This is a genomic window from Pseudoalteromonas sp. 1CM17D, from assembly GCF_023161805.1.
Taxonomy (GTDB): domain Bacteria; phylum Pseudomonadota; class Gammaproteobacteria; order Enterobacterales; family Alteromonadaceae; genus Pseudoalteromonas; species Pseudoalteromonas atlantica.
Genome location: NZ_JALNTP010000022.1, coordinates 1 through 13,462, shown reverse-complemented (window position 1 = coordinate 13,462; position 13,462 = coordinate 1). Strand labels below are relative to the sequence as shown.

The following is a 13,462-nucleotide window of genomic DNA, read 5'->3' as shown; positions in this document are numbered from 1 at the left end:
CAGATATTATTCGCACAGTCTCCTATTCGCACAGTCTACACAACCTCCGTAGCGTGGGTTGAGTATCACGAAACCCGTGGATAAGGCTCATCACACATCTGTAGGGTAAATATAGCGTTTCAGCAGCGAGCTTTACGAGTACTTTAGCGTAATTATGCTTGTGCGTAGTTAGATTTATTACCTAGCCAGCGATGAATTAAAGGGTCTATAAGGTCGGGGTTTTGCTTTAGCATTTGTTGTGCAATGGGCCTGACTTGATTTAGCGTGTGTTTATCTCGAGTAAGATCCGCTATTTTAAATTCTGCTAAGCCAGTTTGTTTAGTGCCGAGTACTTCACCTGGCCCACGTATTTCTAAATCTCGCTCTGCGATGACAAAGCCATCGTTACTGTCTCTTAATACACCTAAACGTTTTTGAGCGGTGTGAGAAAGGGGAGCGTGATATAACAGTACGCAATGCGAAGCGGTGGCTCCTCGTCCTACGCGCCCGCGTAATTGATGTAATTGTGCTAACCCTAATCGTTCAGGGTTTTCTATGATAATTAAACTGGCATTAGGTACGTCTACACCTACTTCTATTACTGTTGTTGCAACAAGTACGTGAATATTGCCTGCTTTAAAGTCGCTCATGATCGCTTGTTTTTCAGCGGCTTTCATACGGCCATGGACGAGCCCGACATTAAGCTCTGGCAACGCCTCTTTTAATTGTAATGCGCTGTCTTCAGCTGCTTGGCATTGTAGGGCTTCTGATTCGTCAATAAGGGTACATACCCAATAAACCTGTCTGCCTTGTTCATTACAGGCAAGCTTAACACGGTTTATTATATCGTCTCGGCGTGTATCAGGAATGGCAACAGTGGTTATAGGTGTGCGCCCAGGTGGTAACTCATCTATTACTGAGGTTTCTAAATCGGCATAGGCCGTCATAGCCAATGTACGTGGAATGGGGGTTGCGGTCATGACTAACTGATGAGGATAACAATTACCAAATTTGCCTTTCTCACGCAGTGAGAGGCGTTGATGAACACCAAAGCGATGTTGCTCATCTATGATAATTAATACTAAGTTATTAAATTTTACCTCGTCTTGAAATAGGGCGTGCGTTCCCACTATCATTTGCGCTTCCCCTGAGGCGATTTTTTCAAGTGTATTAGTACGCTCTTTCCCTTTAGTTTTACCGCCTAGCCAGGCAACGTTAATCCCAAGACTTTCAAACCATTGCTTAAAATTTATTCCGTGTTGTTCAGAAAGGATTTCTGTAGGTGCCATTAGGGCAACTTGAAAACCTTGTGCTATTGCTGTTAATGCACTTAATGCTGCAACCAGTGTTTTACCTGAGCCTACATCACCTTGTACTAATCGCATCATGGGGTAGGCATGCTGTAAATCCCCTTTTATTTCGGCTACAACTCTATTTTGTGCATTAGTCGGTGCAAAAGGGAGTTGCGCTAAAAATTGGCTCTCTAATGTATTTGTAGGGCTTAGGGAAACTGCACTTACTTGCTGCCCTTGCTCGCGTACTTTTAATAAGCTTAAGTTTTGGGCAAGTAGCTCTTCAAATACTAAGCGTTGTTGTGCCGGATGCATGCCTTGTTCAAGCGAAATAATGTCAACATCATTCGCAGGGCGATGAAGTAGTAATAAAGCGTCACTTAATTGCATATGTGACGGTTGCCATTTTTCAGGGATAAGCTCTTCAACAGAATACTTATGTAATAAATCGATGGCTTGTTCACTTAACGCTCTAATTGATAATTGTTTTAAGCCTTCGGTGGTTGAATACACGGGGGTTAGTGTTGCAGCGGTTGGTTGCTCGTTTGGGGTATCGCTAATGCTGTATTCTGGGTGGCTCATTTCAAAGCCAACGCGCCCGCGTCTTACCTCACCAAAGCAACGGATTATTTTGCCACTGCTAAATGCGTTTTTTTGCGCTGCTGTAAAATTAAAAAACCGTAAAGTAAGCCTACCTGTACCATCGTTTATTTGCACCACTAACATACGCCGTTTACCAAAGGTCACTTGGCTTGTTTCTATTGTTGCCTCAACAGTGCAGTGGCTGTGTAAAGTAACATCGTTAATAGCATAAATACGGGTACGATCTTCATAGCGTAAAGGCAAATGAAAGAGCATATCTTGCACGGTAGCTATACCTAGCTTTTGTAGGCGTTCGGCCATTTTTGGGCCTACCCCTTTAAGTTCTGTAATAGGGTATTGGCTTAAGCTAGGTTTAGACAATGTAGGCTCAAATCTGTTTATTTGTGAATGAGTTAAGTGTACTCACAGGTTTGCTAAGCATCAAGCATGTTTTAAAGCTTGCCAAAACTGCTCGTTAGCGACTATTTCACCTTCTTCATCGAGTGGTGGGTAAGGTAGGTTTTTTAATCTACATTGCTTAGCAATAACAGGGTGATACCCTTCAAAATACATAGGGTGTTTAATCTCTTCACTTAGCATATCGCGCTTATATAGCCCTGCTTTTTCTCGTTGCTGTTGTGCTTCAAATAAAATAAGCGCAGCAGCTACTGATACATTAAGTGACTGCACCATGCCTTGCATAGGAATAATAATGTTTTGATCGGCGTGTTTTAGCGCGTGCTCAGAAATCCCCGTTTTTTCTTGGCCAACGATTATAGCTGTGGGTTTTGTGTAATCGATTTCTCTAAAATCTACAGCATCTTCGCTCAAATGTGTTGCTAATATTTGTACATCTGGGTTGTGCTTGCGCATCATCGCAGCAGCATCATCAATATTTTTATGCAGGTGTGTTTCTAGCCAGTTTTTACTGCCGCCAGAGGTATTATTGGTCAGCCATTTTTGGTTTTCTGGCCATACAGCATGCACATGATGGCAACCTACTGCATCAGCACTTCTTACAATAGCTGAGAGATTATGATGTTTATGTACGTCTTCTAGGCAGACTGTTAGGTCTGTTTGGCGACGTGAGAGCACGTCTTTTATTCGTTGGTAGCGATTTTGCTGCATGGTGATCCTCTTTTTTGATAATTATACGTAATTTTATCTATTAAGGCATTACTGTGCGGCTAATTGGATTTTGCAAAGAGATTAGGGTCTCGGTTGATTGAATAGCCTCTATAGCTTGTATTTTATTAATGAGCACGTCTTGCAGATGGTCGATAGACTTGGCCATTACCTTTATAAAAATGCTGTAGTTACCCGTGGTGTAATAAGCTTCAACTACTTCTTCTAATGCTTCTAGTTTAATCAGTGTTTCTGGGTAGTCGCGAGCGTTGTTTAAGTTAATACCAATAAAGCAACATACATCGTAACCTAGTTGCTTTGTACTAATGCTTAATTGGGTGCCGGTAATGATGCCCGCTTGTTTCATTTTTTCTACGCGTACGTGAATTGTGCCGGCACTTACAGCAAACCGTTTAGCTAATTCTGCGTAGGCTGTACGGGCATTGGCCATTAGAGCGTGAAGTATCTGTTTATCGAGATTATCGATTTGATAATTTTCCATTATTTTTGCTTACTTAAATTAGTGAATCTACATTTTTATACCGTTTAAATTAATCGATTTTACATATTAAAGCTATTTTTATTATGGGTTATTGAATTAAAAGTTTAAATCGTTACAGTAACCTCATTGAAGGCGCCTACAGGGTGTTTTCTCATTAATAAGCAAGTAACAATAACTGGGAATGAGGCCAATTATTATGAGTTCACACTATGTGCAGCAACAGCAGCAAATAAGTAAAGTTAAGCAGTTTTTTTCACAGCAATTAGAGCAGCAACTAGGGTTAGTTGAAGTTCAGGCTCCTATTTTGGCCAAAGTAGGTGATGGCACACAAGATAACCTGAGCGGCCACGAGAATGCAGTTGCTGTTAACGTAAAAGCAATTACCGATAGCAGCTATGAAGTTGTTCATTCGCTTGCTAAATGGAAACGTAAAACGCTAGCGACTTACGGCTTTTCTGTAGGTGAAGGTATTTATACACAAATGAAAGCGTTGCGCCCAGATGAAGACTCATTAAGCCCAATACATTCTGTTTATGTTGATCAATGGGATTGGGAAAAGGTAATTTGCCAACGTACTGAACGTACGCTCTCTACATTACAAGACACTGTTAAAGCTATTTATACTGGTATTAAGCAAACAGAGCAGTTTGTAAGTGAAAGCTTTGGTATAGCCCCATTCTTACCTAGTGAAATCACGTTTATACACAGTGAGCAATTACGCAAAATGTACCCTGAATTTAGCGCAAAGCAACGCGAAAAAGCCATTGCACAAGAGTACGGTGCGGTGTTTTTAATTGGTATTGGGGGGGCATTAGGTGATGGCAAAATCCATGATGTACGCGCTCCAGATTACGACGATTGGTCTACCCAAACGATTGACGGATACACAGGATTAAATGGCGATATTTTAGTGTGGAACCCTGTGTTAGAAGATGCCTTTGAAATATCATCTATGGGTATTCGTGTAAGCCCTGATGTATTAAAAGCGCAATTGAGCATAACAGGCGATGAAGAACGCCTAGCATTTGATTGGCATAAAGCGTTACTAGAAGAAGCTTTCCCACAAACAATTGGTGGCGGAATAGGGCAATCGCGCTTAGCAATGTTATTACTGCAAAAGCAGCATATTGGACAAGTCCAAGTAGGTGTATGGCCAAAGCAAACGCACGATACGGTAGGTGGCTTACTGTAAATTATAAAGGGCGCTAAATGCGCCCTAATGTGTTTTAAAGTTTATTTCTACTTTATTGTTTTGTAGGTTTATATTGCAAGGTGGGTAGTTGCGGGTAGTTTTTAATACTTTATCAAAAATATGGATCTCTACCCCTGAGTGTAATGATGTATTAACGACGAGATTTGCATCGCTTAGTAGGTCGTGGAGTTCATGATCTAGGCTAGATAACTTTTTCTCTAGCTGCTCTGCTTGTTGGCAATAATGCTGCTGTGTTGCGCCAATTTTTTTAATGAGCAGATTCTTTTTTTCTATATCTTTTACTTTATCTGCTTTTTCTAGTGCTGCTTGAAGGGTATCAAGCTGCTCATCGGTTTTTGCTAAATCTTTAAAGCAGTTATCTGTGTCGGCCGTTATTTCAGCGCCGGATGCGGCTAAATTGATAGCCATTTTTGCGCCTGATTCATTGCCTATTTCGCCAGCAATTAACACGGTTGCATCAAGAATCTCTCCACCAAAAATTTTCCCTTTGGGTAACTCTGTTTGGCCAACTTGTAATAAGTGTTTTGCTTTAATAGCACAATGGCTGGCTTGGCGGTCTATAAAAATGTTTTTGCCCTGCATATAACAGTATTGTGCGTGAGATACATGAACATCACCTTCACTTTTAATAGAACACGACAATGTTTTATCTTCGAGCTTTTGATGGCCAATAATGCCTTGCTTTACAGTGATGTTTCCGCCGGCTGATAATTCGCCAGATTCAACCGTGCCAAAAACAGTAATGTCGCCTTTTGCGGTGACTCGCATTCCTGGGTCAATGTTTTTAGTCACAATAACACTGCCTTCAAAATCAATATGGCCGCTTTTAACATCTACATCAGAGATGGTAAAAATATCATCAACTCGCATACCGTTAGGTATTTCTACGGGGACCCCCGCTGTTGTAGAAACAAGCTCGAGCGGATTTGTTTTTGATATTTCGGCGCCTTCGCCTGCCACTAACTTTTTATTTTCACCGGGTTTAGCCGGTAGTATGTCACCTACTACAGTGAATCCTTCTTTACCGGGAGTTGCAGGTTGCTGGCGGATTAGTACAGTGCCGGGCTCTACGCTTGCCAGTTTACCAAAGTCGCGCATATCAACACTGCCATCTTCCTTCATTTTTGGTGCTTTTAGGCGATCTTTGAGGGTTTCTACCATAGCTACAAATTTTGTTGCTGTGCCTTCGGCTGGCAGGCGGCCTTTGGCTAGAATCCCTTTTGCCACTGTACCTGGGGGTAAGTTAAATTGTTTATCTAAAAGCTGCTCTAAAAAAGCTTGTTTGTAACCACGTACAACCCCTGCTTTTATGAGTTGTTTTTTGCCCTCTTCTAACGAAAGTACTTTACCACCATAAGCTAAGGTTAGCTCACCTATGGCTTGCATTTTATCTTCACTTAACGTTACCACAAGCGATGCATCGTGCTTACTTGCTACAACCAAGGTTGGCTCATTATTTTGCGCTTTAAAAAAATTATCAATAGCCTCGTGGTCAATTTTGCATTCGCAAAACGTCGACTTCTCGAGTGCATCAATTATAAAAGCGGCGCTAGGTGGAGCGTGCTTACTTACATCAAGTAATACGTTCCCATTATTGGCAAGCTTAAACACTAGTTAATCCTTTTCTACTACTAAAGTTAAGATTGATTTTATTGCATGATTACAGAGTGCTAGATATTTACATGTGAGTCAAGAAAGGGAGATAAACAAAGGCTAGCAATAAAAAATAGAGCTATAAAGGGGGTTTATAGCTCTGTATTTATTAATTAGTTGAAGGAAGTTCCATTATGCCGTCAATTTCAACTTGTGCGCCTTTTGGTAGAGCACGTACACCTAATGCTGCACGGGCAGGATAAGGCTGCTTGAAATATTGGCTCATTACTTCATTCACAGTGGCAAAGTTTGATAAGTCTGTTAGGTAGATATTAATTTTAACAAGATCTTGGATTTTACCGCCTGCTTCTTCGCACACCGCTGTAATGTTTTTAAATACTTGATGTGTCTGCTCGCTAAAGTCTTCTGAAACCATTTCCATTGTTTCTGGGACAAGTGGAATTTGTCCAGATAAATAAACGGCAGTACCTACTTTAACCGCTTGGCTATAAGTGCCGATAGCAGCAGGTGCTTTTTCGGTAGAAATAAATGCTTTATTCATGAGTTTCCTATTTTACTTTTTACGATAGACTCTTTGTACATCAGGCATCACGCGAATGCGGCGCATAATATTAGCAACATGGACGCGGTTTTTAACGGTAACGCCCAAGTCTATCACATATAAATTACTTTCTTTTTCGTCGGTAGTGATCTCAACAATGTTGGCTTGGGTTGTAGCAACAACATTTGTGAGTTTAGCCAAAGCCCCTTGGTGATTAATTATTTCCACCCGTAGCGCAGCTATATATTCTTTTTCTGGATTGTCATCCCATTTTACAACCAGGTATTTTGAGCGTTCGTTTTCCCAGCCACGAATATTTTTACATTCTTGGCGATGAACTGTAAGCCCTTTACCTTGGCTAATATGTGCAGTGATGGCATCCCCTGGTACAGGTCGGCAACACTTAGAATAATTAACCAACATGCCTTCGGTACCAATAATGGTTGCTTTGGCTTGTTTGCTAATATCTGACAAGTCGTCGCTTTCTTCTTGCAATAAGCGTTTAGCGATTAACACGCTCATTAAGTTACCTGCGCCTATTTCTACCAGTAATTCTAATACTGTAGATAGTTCGTGCTCTTCGAGTACGCGGGCTATGTTTTCATCGGCAATGCTGTCGAGCTTATTTTCACCCAAGGCAGAATCGAGTAAGCGTCGGCCTAATAACAATGCTTCTTCTTGGTGTTGGCTCTTAAGGTAGTTTCTTATCCCTAAACGGGCTTTACCTGTAACTATAAAGTTTAACCACGTTGCATTAGGGTGTGCACCCGAGCTGGTAATAATTTCAACACTTTGCCCAGTATCTAAGGCTTTGCTTAGCGGGTAAGGTTTACGGTTTACCCTTGCACCTACACAAGTGTTACCTACATCAGTATGCACCGCGTAAGCAAAATCAACCGCGGTAGCGCCCATTGGCAACTCTACTATGCGGCCATCGGGGGTAAATACGTATATTTCTTCTGGGAACAGCTCGGTTTTAACGTTCTCGACAAATTCGAATGATGAGCCGGCACTTTGTTGAAGCTCCAGCAAACTTTGCATCCATTGACGCGCACGCTGTTGAGCTGTGTTACCCGCGCCATCACCGGCTTTTTTATACATCCAGTGCGCAGCAACCCCTTTATCGGCCATGTGATCCATGTCATGCGTACGTACTTGTATTTCTACCGGAATGCCGTGTGGGCCTACTAATGACGTATGCAAAGACTGATAACCATTTGTTTTAGGTACGGCTATATAATCTTTAAAACGCGTTTCGATAGGTTTATACAGGTTATGTGCAACACCTAACACGCGATAACAGGTATCCATTGCATCTACGTTTATTCTAAAGGCGTAAATATCCATTACCTCATTAAAAAGCAGCTCTTTATTAAGCATTTTTTTATAAATGCTATAGAGGTGTTTTTCGCGCCCAGAAACCGTCGCCTTAATACCAGACTCTTCAAGACGTGCTTCTATTTCGGTTTGAATGTTAGAAATAACTTCTTTGCGATTGCCTCGCGCTTTTGCCACTTCAGATTTAAGTGCGCGATGACGCATAGGGTATAATGCTTGAAAACCTAAATCTTCTAGCTCATTTTTAATATCGTGAATACCTAAACGGTTTGCAATAGGGGCGTAAATTTCAAGTGTTTCACGGGCAATACGACGGCGCTTATCAGGGCGCAAAGCGCCTAATGTACGCATATTGTGAGTGCGATCGGCCAGTTTAATTAAAATAACCCGAATGTCTTGGGTCATAGCCATGATCATTTTTCGGTAGTTTTCAGCTTGGAATTCTTTTTTGTCTTTAAAGCTGAGCTTATCGAGCTTACTTACCCCTTCAACAAGTTCGGCAACCGTATCGCCAAATATTTCGGCTAAGTCCTGTTGGCTAAAATCGGTATCTTCAATAACGTCATGCATTAGCGCGGCCATAAGTGTTTCATGGTCAAGGTGCATGCCAGCAAGAATTTGGGTTACTTCAACAGGGTGAGTAATGTACGGCTCGCCGCTTGAGCGAGTTTGCCCCTCGTGAGCCTCTCGGGCTACCACGTAGGCTTTTTGCACTAGCTCTACTTCAGCAGCAGGCAAGTATTCAGATATTTTCTTTTTAAGACCTTCAAAAAGATACATTCACACTCCAATGTTCTCGTGAAGCAATAAGTAACGGTAAGTAATAGAATATACGATGAAAAGAGGGGATTGCCAACGGCTAGAGTAGAAATACTGAGCCGTTGACTAAATCAAACCGGGTGGTTGATTATTGATTACCGCCAACAATAGCAGCAACCGCAGCTAATTCAGCTGCTTCTTGGTGTTGTTGTTCTTCACGGTCAATAACGTCCATTGATGAACTATCAACTAAACCTTTTTCGATTTCACGTAGAGCGATAACGGTTGGTTTGTCATTTTCAGCGTCTACTAGTGGGTCTTTACCACCAACAGCAATTTGGCGGGCACGACGAGCCGCAACTAAAATTAAGTCAAAACGATTACCAATTGCATCTACTGCATCTTCAACTGTTACGCGAGCCATCTCAGCACTCCAAAATAATTTAAAAGCAAAGGCGTAGTTTACTGCAAGCAGCTTGTTTCGCCAATAGCCAGTGGTTAATTTTTACCAGTTTTCCCTGTAAAGGGCATAAATGGCTTATTTAAGTAAGTTTGTAATTAAATCGTGATGACGACTAGCTTGTGCTTTTAACGTTAAGCGCTGCGCTAATACGATAGTTTCAATATTGCTAAGGGCGGTTTCAAAATCATCGTTAACCACAACATAATCATATTCATTGTAGTGCGATGTTTCTGATTGCGCTTTAGCCATACGCCCAGCGATGACCTCGGCAGAGTCTTGGCCTCGGTTATTTAAGCGTTGCTCTAGCTCTGCTTTTGAAGGAGGCAAAATAAAAATTGTTTGCACGCTTGGCATAATTTCGCGCACTTGCTGCGCACCTTGCCAGTCAATATCTAAAAATACATCAATACCGGCATTCAGCTGCGACTCAATAGCCTGCTTTGAAGTACCGTAGTAATTATCGAATACTTGCGCCCATTCAAAAAAATCATCTTTGGCAATTAATGCTTTAAATTCATCGGCGCTTACAAAGTGATAATGCACCGCATTTTCTTCACCAGGACGAGGGCTTCGAGTGGTATGCGAGACCGATACTTTCATATCTGCGTGTTTTTTTAGTAACGCCGTGATTAAGCTAGATTTACCCGCACCAGAAGGCGCCGATAAAATAAATAAATTTCCGCGAGTTTGAGCCATGTTTTTCTCTACTTAAAATAAACAGGCTTGGATTAAATCAATAATCCAAGCCTTTAATTACGTTATTGTACTTTATTTAACTAATTGTGCTCAAGTAAGTAGCACACAAGTACGATTACTCAATATTTTGAATTTGCTCTCTCATCTGCTCAATGAGCACTTTTAGCTCTACAGCTGCATTAGTAATATCACTATTAATAGACTTAGAGGCTAGGGTGTTTGCTTCGCGGTTAAACTCTTGCATCATAAAATCTAAACGGCGGCCACATGCTCCACCTTTTTTAAGAATTTTTTTAGTTTCTTTTACGTGCGACTTTAAGCGGTCGAGTTCTTCGGCAACATCTTGCTTTTGCGCAAGGTAAATAAGCTCTTGTTCAAGGCGAGATTCGTCAATGTCGGTTTTTAAGTCTTCAAGCTTTTGATTAAGCTTTTCACGCTGCCACTTTGCTATTTCTGGTAAGTGACTTTCTACTACAGTAACTTGCTCAAGTATGGCATCAAGGCGAGTGGCAATCATTTCTTCTAAATTTGCGCCTTCATCGCCACGGGCTGATTTAAAATCTTCAACTACTTGGTCAAAGCCCGCTATAAGTGCTTTATTTACAGTATCTAAATCGAGCTCTTGTGCTTCCATTACGCCAGGCCAGCGCAGTATATCAACAGGGTTAATGTCGCCACTGCTTTGTTGCTGCACCCATTTAGCACTATTTATTAGTTGCTCAGCAAGTGACTCATTAATTGATAGCTCACCCACGTGTGCTGGATTTGCAACAAACTTTAAAAATACTTCAACTTTACCGCGTTGCAAGTTTTTACGTAAACGCTCACGAATTACCGGCTCCATGCCACGAAATTGCTCTGGTGCGCGAATAAACGTTTCAAGGTAGCGCTGGTTTACTGAACGAATTTCCCAGGTGCCAGTGCCCCAATCGCCTTTAATTTCGCGACGCGCATAAGCAGTCATACTGTGGATCATGGATAAGTTCCTAAAATTTATTAATACAATATTGCGATGATTATACCGTAACACTGCTTAACCTCTAGAGAAAATTTATTACGCTGAATATTTTACAATCAGCATGGCATCTACCTGCACATGCACTTATAATGTCGCAAATTCAGAATTAAGGGGATCGTCAATGCGTCCAAGCGAAAGAACACCTAACCAAATTAGACCGGTATCATTTACACGTAATTACACATTACACGCTGAAGGCTCAGTACTTGTTGAGTTTGGTAATACCAAAGTACTTTGTACTGCTACGGTTGAAGCAGGTGTACCACGTTTTATGAAAGGCCAAGGTAAAGGTTGGATCAACGCTGAATACGGTATGCTACCGCGCTCAACGCATACGCGTAACGCACGTGAAGCAGCACGTGGCAAGCAAGGCGGTCGTACTATGGAAATTCAACGCTTAATTGCTCGCGCATTAAGAGCTGCAGTAGATTTAAAAGCGCTTGGCGAAAACACCATTACAATTGATTGTGATGTGATTCAAGCTGATGGCGGAACACGTACTGCATCTATTAGTGGTGCATGCGTGGCTTTAGTTGATGCACTTACTCACATGCGCGCTAAAGGAATGATCAACTCAAACCCACTTAAGCACATGATTGCTGCTATCTCGGTAGGTATTTATAAAGGCCAACCAATTAGTGATTTAGAGTACCTTGAAGATTCTGAAGCCGAAACCGATATGAACGTAATTTTAACTGAAACAGGTAAAATTATTGAGGTGCAAGGTACCGCAGAGGGCGAACCATTCTCGTTCGACGAATTAGATGAGCTACTTACACTGGCTAAACATTCAATCCGTGAAATTATTGACGTTCAAAAACAAGCGTTAGCATAAGCGAGAACCCCAATGAAAGATTATCAAAAAGAGTTTATTGAATTTGCTTTAGAAAAGCAGGTTTTAAAATTTGGCGAGTTTACCCTTAAATCAGGTCGTACAAGCCCATACTTTTTTAATGCTGGCCTTTTTAATACAGGGCGTGATTTAGCACGTTTGGGTCGTTTTTATGCATCAGCCCTTGAAGACGCTGCAATAGAATACGACGTTTTATTTGGCCCAGCTTATAAAGGTATTCCTATTGCAACCACTACCGCAGTAGCGCTGGCAGATCACCATGATAAAGATGTACCTTATTGCTTTAACCGTAAAGAGAAAAAAGCACATGGTGAGGGTGGAACATTAGTAGGTTCTGCATTAACGGGCAAAATTATGCTGGTGGATGATGTGATCACCGCAGGCACTGCAATTCGTGAATCTATGGAAATCATTGCCGATAACGGCGCAGACCTAAGTGGTGTACTAATAGCACTTGATCGCCAAGAAAAAGGCAAAGCTGAGCTTTCAGCTATTCAAGAGGTTGAGCGCGACTTTAATACCAAAGTGATCTCTATTGTAAAATTAGCTGATCTTATTAGCTACCTTGAGAGCCAAGGTACAATGGACGAGCATTTAGCATCAGTTAAAGCATACCGAGATCAATACGGTATTGCCTAACTAAAAAAAGCCTCGCAATTGCGGGGCTTTATTTTGACCACAGTAAATAGAGCTAATAATGAAAGATGTATTTAAACCTAACGGCCTTGGTATAAAGCGTATATTTAAAGCAACGTATTGTTCGTACCTTGGTTTTAAAGCGGCCTTTATAGAAGAAGCGGCTTTTAGGCAAGAGTTGCTACTTAGCATTATTTTGCTACCCATTTCTTTTTGGCTAGCTTCATCGGTATTACATTGGGCATTGTTAGTAAGTACATTACTGATCATATTGATTGTGGAATTACTTAATTCAGCAATAGAAGCGCTCACTGATCGCGTAAGTACAGAGCGCCATGTATTATCGGGGCGTGCGAAAGATATGGGATCTGCAGCGGTAACACTCTCATTAATGATCCTTACGATCGTGTGGGGTGCTAGTTTGTATATAAAGTTATTTCAGTAAACCCTCTATATAAACCAATTAATGCACCTAAAATGTTAATAAAGTGCTAGTTATGTTGTGTTTTTAGCGCATTTAGCTCAAATACTCAGCGAACAGTCATTTATTTCAAGTTTTCTTCAAAAAAGGGTTGATCTGTTTTCGGATCTCCCTATAATGCGACCCCACTGAGACGGCAGAGCAGGCAACGCTTAGCGAGGCAAGCAAACCACTTAGTAAGTCGAGTAAAACTTAGCTTTAAAAACTTTCAAGTTTAACAAAATTAAGTGTTGACAAAAAAATAGGAAAGCGTAAGATGCGCAGCCCTAGCGAGATAAAGTTTAACGCTTTAATCGCAACGTTCTTTAACAATATAAAGCAATCATCTGTGTGGGCACTCGTACAGATTGAGTTCTAACAGCCAAGCTAC

The 13,462-nt window shown here is 41.3% G+C and carries 13 protein-coding genes; 4 read left to right on the top strand and 9 right to left on the bottom strand.

The annotated features are described in order from the left end of the window. Positions 1-152 precede the first annotated feature (152 nt). Genes recG through asnC form a run of 3 tightly spaced genes read right to left on the bottom strand, consistent with a single transcriptional unit; the run spans position 153 to position 3,480 of the window. Entirely contained in the window at positions 153-2,234 is a 2,082-nt protein-coding gene (gene recG, locus MSC25_RS20165; protein ID WP_096740252.1) for an ATP-dependent DNA helicase RecG, read from the bottom strand. A gap of 60 nt (positions 2,235-2,294) precedes the next feature. After that, complete coding sequence (gene trmH / locus MSC25_RS20160) at positions 2,295-2,981, bottom strand: tRNA (guanosine(18)-2'-O)-methyltransferase TrmH (RefSeq protein ID WP_004588259.1); 687 nt, start codon at positions 2,979-2,981, stop codon at positions 2,295-2,297. A 40-nt stretch (positions 2,982-3,021) separates the two neighbouring features. Then, positions 3,022-3,480, bottom strand: coding sequence for a transcriptional regulator AsnC (gene asnC / locus MSC25_RS20155; protein ID WP_004588258.1), 459 nt, complete (start codon positions 3,478-3,480; stop codon positions 3,022-3,024). A 196-nt stretch (positions 3,481-3,676) separates the two neighbouring features. Here asnC and asnA point away from each other — a divergent pair, with 196 nt between their 5' ends. Beyond that, a complete protein-coding gene (gene asnA / locus MSC25_RS20150; RefSeq protein ID WP_248444449.1) occupies positions 3,677-4,672 on the top strand; it encodes an aspartate--ammonia ligase in 996 nt (331 codons plus the stop codon). Between the two features lie 24 nt (positions 4,673-4,696). Here asnA and MSC25_RS20145 read toward each other — a convergent pair whose 3' ends face one another. From MSC25_RS20145 to MSC25_RS20120, 6 genes are all read right to left on the bottom strand, one after another. Next, positions 4,697-6,304, bottom strand: coding sequence for a FapA family protein (locus MSC25_RS20145; protein WP_054983951.1), 1,608 nt, complete (start codon positions 6,302-6,304; stop codon positions 4,697-4,699). A 151-nt stretch (positions 6,305-6,455) separates the two neighbouring features. After that, the gene (locus MSC25_RS20140; RefSeq protein ID WP_004588255.1) at positions 6,456-6,848 is read right to left on the bottom strand and encodes a RidA family protein; all 393 of its coding nucleotides are present in this window, start codon (positions 6,846-6,848) and stop codon (positions 6,456-6,458) included. 12 nt (positions 6,849-6,860) lie between these two features. Further along, positions 6,861-8,966: a bifunctional GTP diphosphokinase/guanosine-3',5'-bis pyrophosphate 3'-pyrophosphohydrolase gene (gene spoT / locus MSC25_RS20135; RefSeq protein ID WP_004588254.1), complete on the bottom strand. Its 2,106-nt coding sequence runs from the start codon at positions 8,964-8,966 to the stop codon at positions 6,861-6,863. 127 nt (positions 8,967-9,093) lie between these two features. Then, positions 9,094-9,369: a DNA-directed RNA polymerase subunit omega gene (gene rpoZ, locus MSC25_RS20130; protein WP_004588253.1), complete on the bottom strand. Its 276-nt coding sequence runs from the start codon at positions 9,367-9,369 to the stop codon at positions 9,094-9,096. Between the two features lie 114 nt (positions 9,370-9,483). After that, on the bottom strand, positions 9,484-10,104 hold the full coding sequence (gmk, locus tag MSC25_RS20125; RefSeq protein ID WP_064384893.1) for a guanylate kinase: 621 nt from the start codon (positions 10,102-10,104) through the stop codon (positions 9,484-9,486). Between the two features lie 115 nt (positions 10,105-10,219). Continuing rightward, on the bottom strand, positions 10,220-11,080 hold the full coding sequence (locus MSC25_RS20120; RefSeq protein WP_004588249.1) for a YicC/YloC family endoribonuclease: 861 nt from the start codon (positions 11,078-11,080) through the stop codon (positions 10,220-10,222). A 163-nt stretch (positions 11,081-11,243) separates the two neighbouring features. On the opposite strand from MSC25_RS20120, the gene rph reads away from it, so the two are divergent. The 3 genes from rph to MSC25_RS20105 are packed head-to-tail and all read left to right on the top strand — an operon-like array spanning position 11,244 to position 13,056. Then, positions 11,244-11,957 (top strand): ribonuclease PH, encoded by a 714-nt coding sequence (gene rph / locus MSC25_RS20115; RefSeq protein WP_004588248.1) that lies wholly within the window; start codon positions 11,244-11,246, stop codon positions 11,955-11,957. A gap of 12 nt (positions 11,958-11,969) precedes the next feature. Continuing rightward, complete coding sequence (gene pyrE / locus MSC25_RS20110; RefSeq protein ID WP_004588247.1) at positions 11,970-12,614, top strand: orotate phosphoribosyltransferase; 645 nt, start codon at positions 11,970-11,972, stop codon at positions 12,612-12,614. A gap of 58 nt (positions 12,615-12,672) precedes the next feature. Further along, positions 12,673-13,056 carry a diacylglycerol kinase gene (locus tag MSC25_RS20105; RefSeq protein WP_004588246.1) on the top strand — a complete coding sequence of 128 codons (384 nt, stop codon included), beginning with the start codon at positions 12,673-12,675 and terminating at the stop codon, positions 13,054-13,056. Positions 13,057-13,462: the final 406 nt, after the last annotated feature.

Coding starts and splice junctions, on each gene's coding strand:
- trmH (WP_004588259.1), bottom strand. CDS start 2,981: ATGCAGCAAAATCGCTACCAACGAATAAAAGACGTGCTCTCACGTCGC.
- asnC (WP_004588258.1), bottom strand. CDS start 3,480: ATGGAAAATTATCAAATCGATAATCTCGATAAACAGATACTTCACGCT.
- asnA (WP_248444449.1), top strand. CDS start 3,677: ATGAGTTCACACTATGTGCAGCAACAGCAGCAAATAAGTAAAGTTAAG.
- MSC25_RS20140 (WP_004588255.1), bottom strand. CDS start 6,848: ATGAATAAAGCATTTATTTCTACCGAAAAAGCACCTGCTGCTATCGGC.
- spoT (WP_004588254.1), bottom strand. CDS start 8,966: ATGTATCTTTTTGAAGGTCTTAAAAAGAAAATATCTGAATACTTGCCT.
- rpoZ (WP_004588253.1), bottom strand. CDS start 9,369: ATGGCTCGCGTAACAGTTGAAGATGCAGTAGATGCAATTGGTAATCGT.
- gmk (WP_064384893.1), bottom strand. CDS start 10,104: ATGGCTCAAACTCGCGGAAATTTATTTATTTTATCGGCGCCTTCTGGT.
- MSC25_RS20120 (WP_004588249.1), bottom strand. CDS start 11,080: ATGATCCACAGTATGACTGCTTATGCGCGTCGCGAAATTAAAGGCGAT.
- rph (WP_004588248.1), top strand. CDS start 11,244: ATGCGTCCAAGCGAAAGAACACCTAACCAAATTAGACCGGTATCATTT.
- pyrE (WP_004588247.1), top strand. CDS start 11,970: ATGAAAGATTATCAAAAAGAGTTTATTGAATTTGCTTTAGAAAAGCAG.
- MSC25_RS20105 (WP_004588246.1), top strand. CDS start 12,673: ATGAAAGATGTATTTAAACCTAACGGCCTTGGTATAAAGCGTATATTT.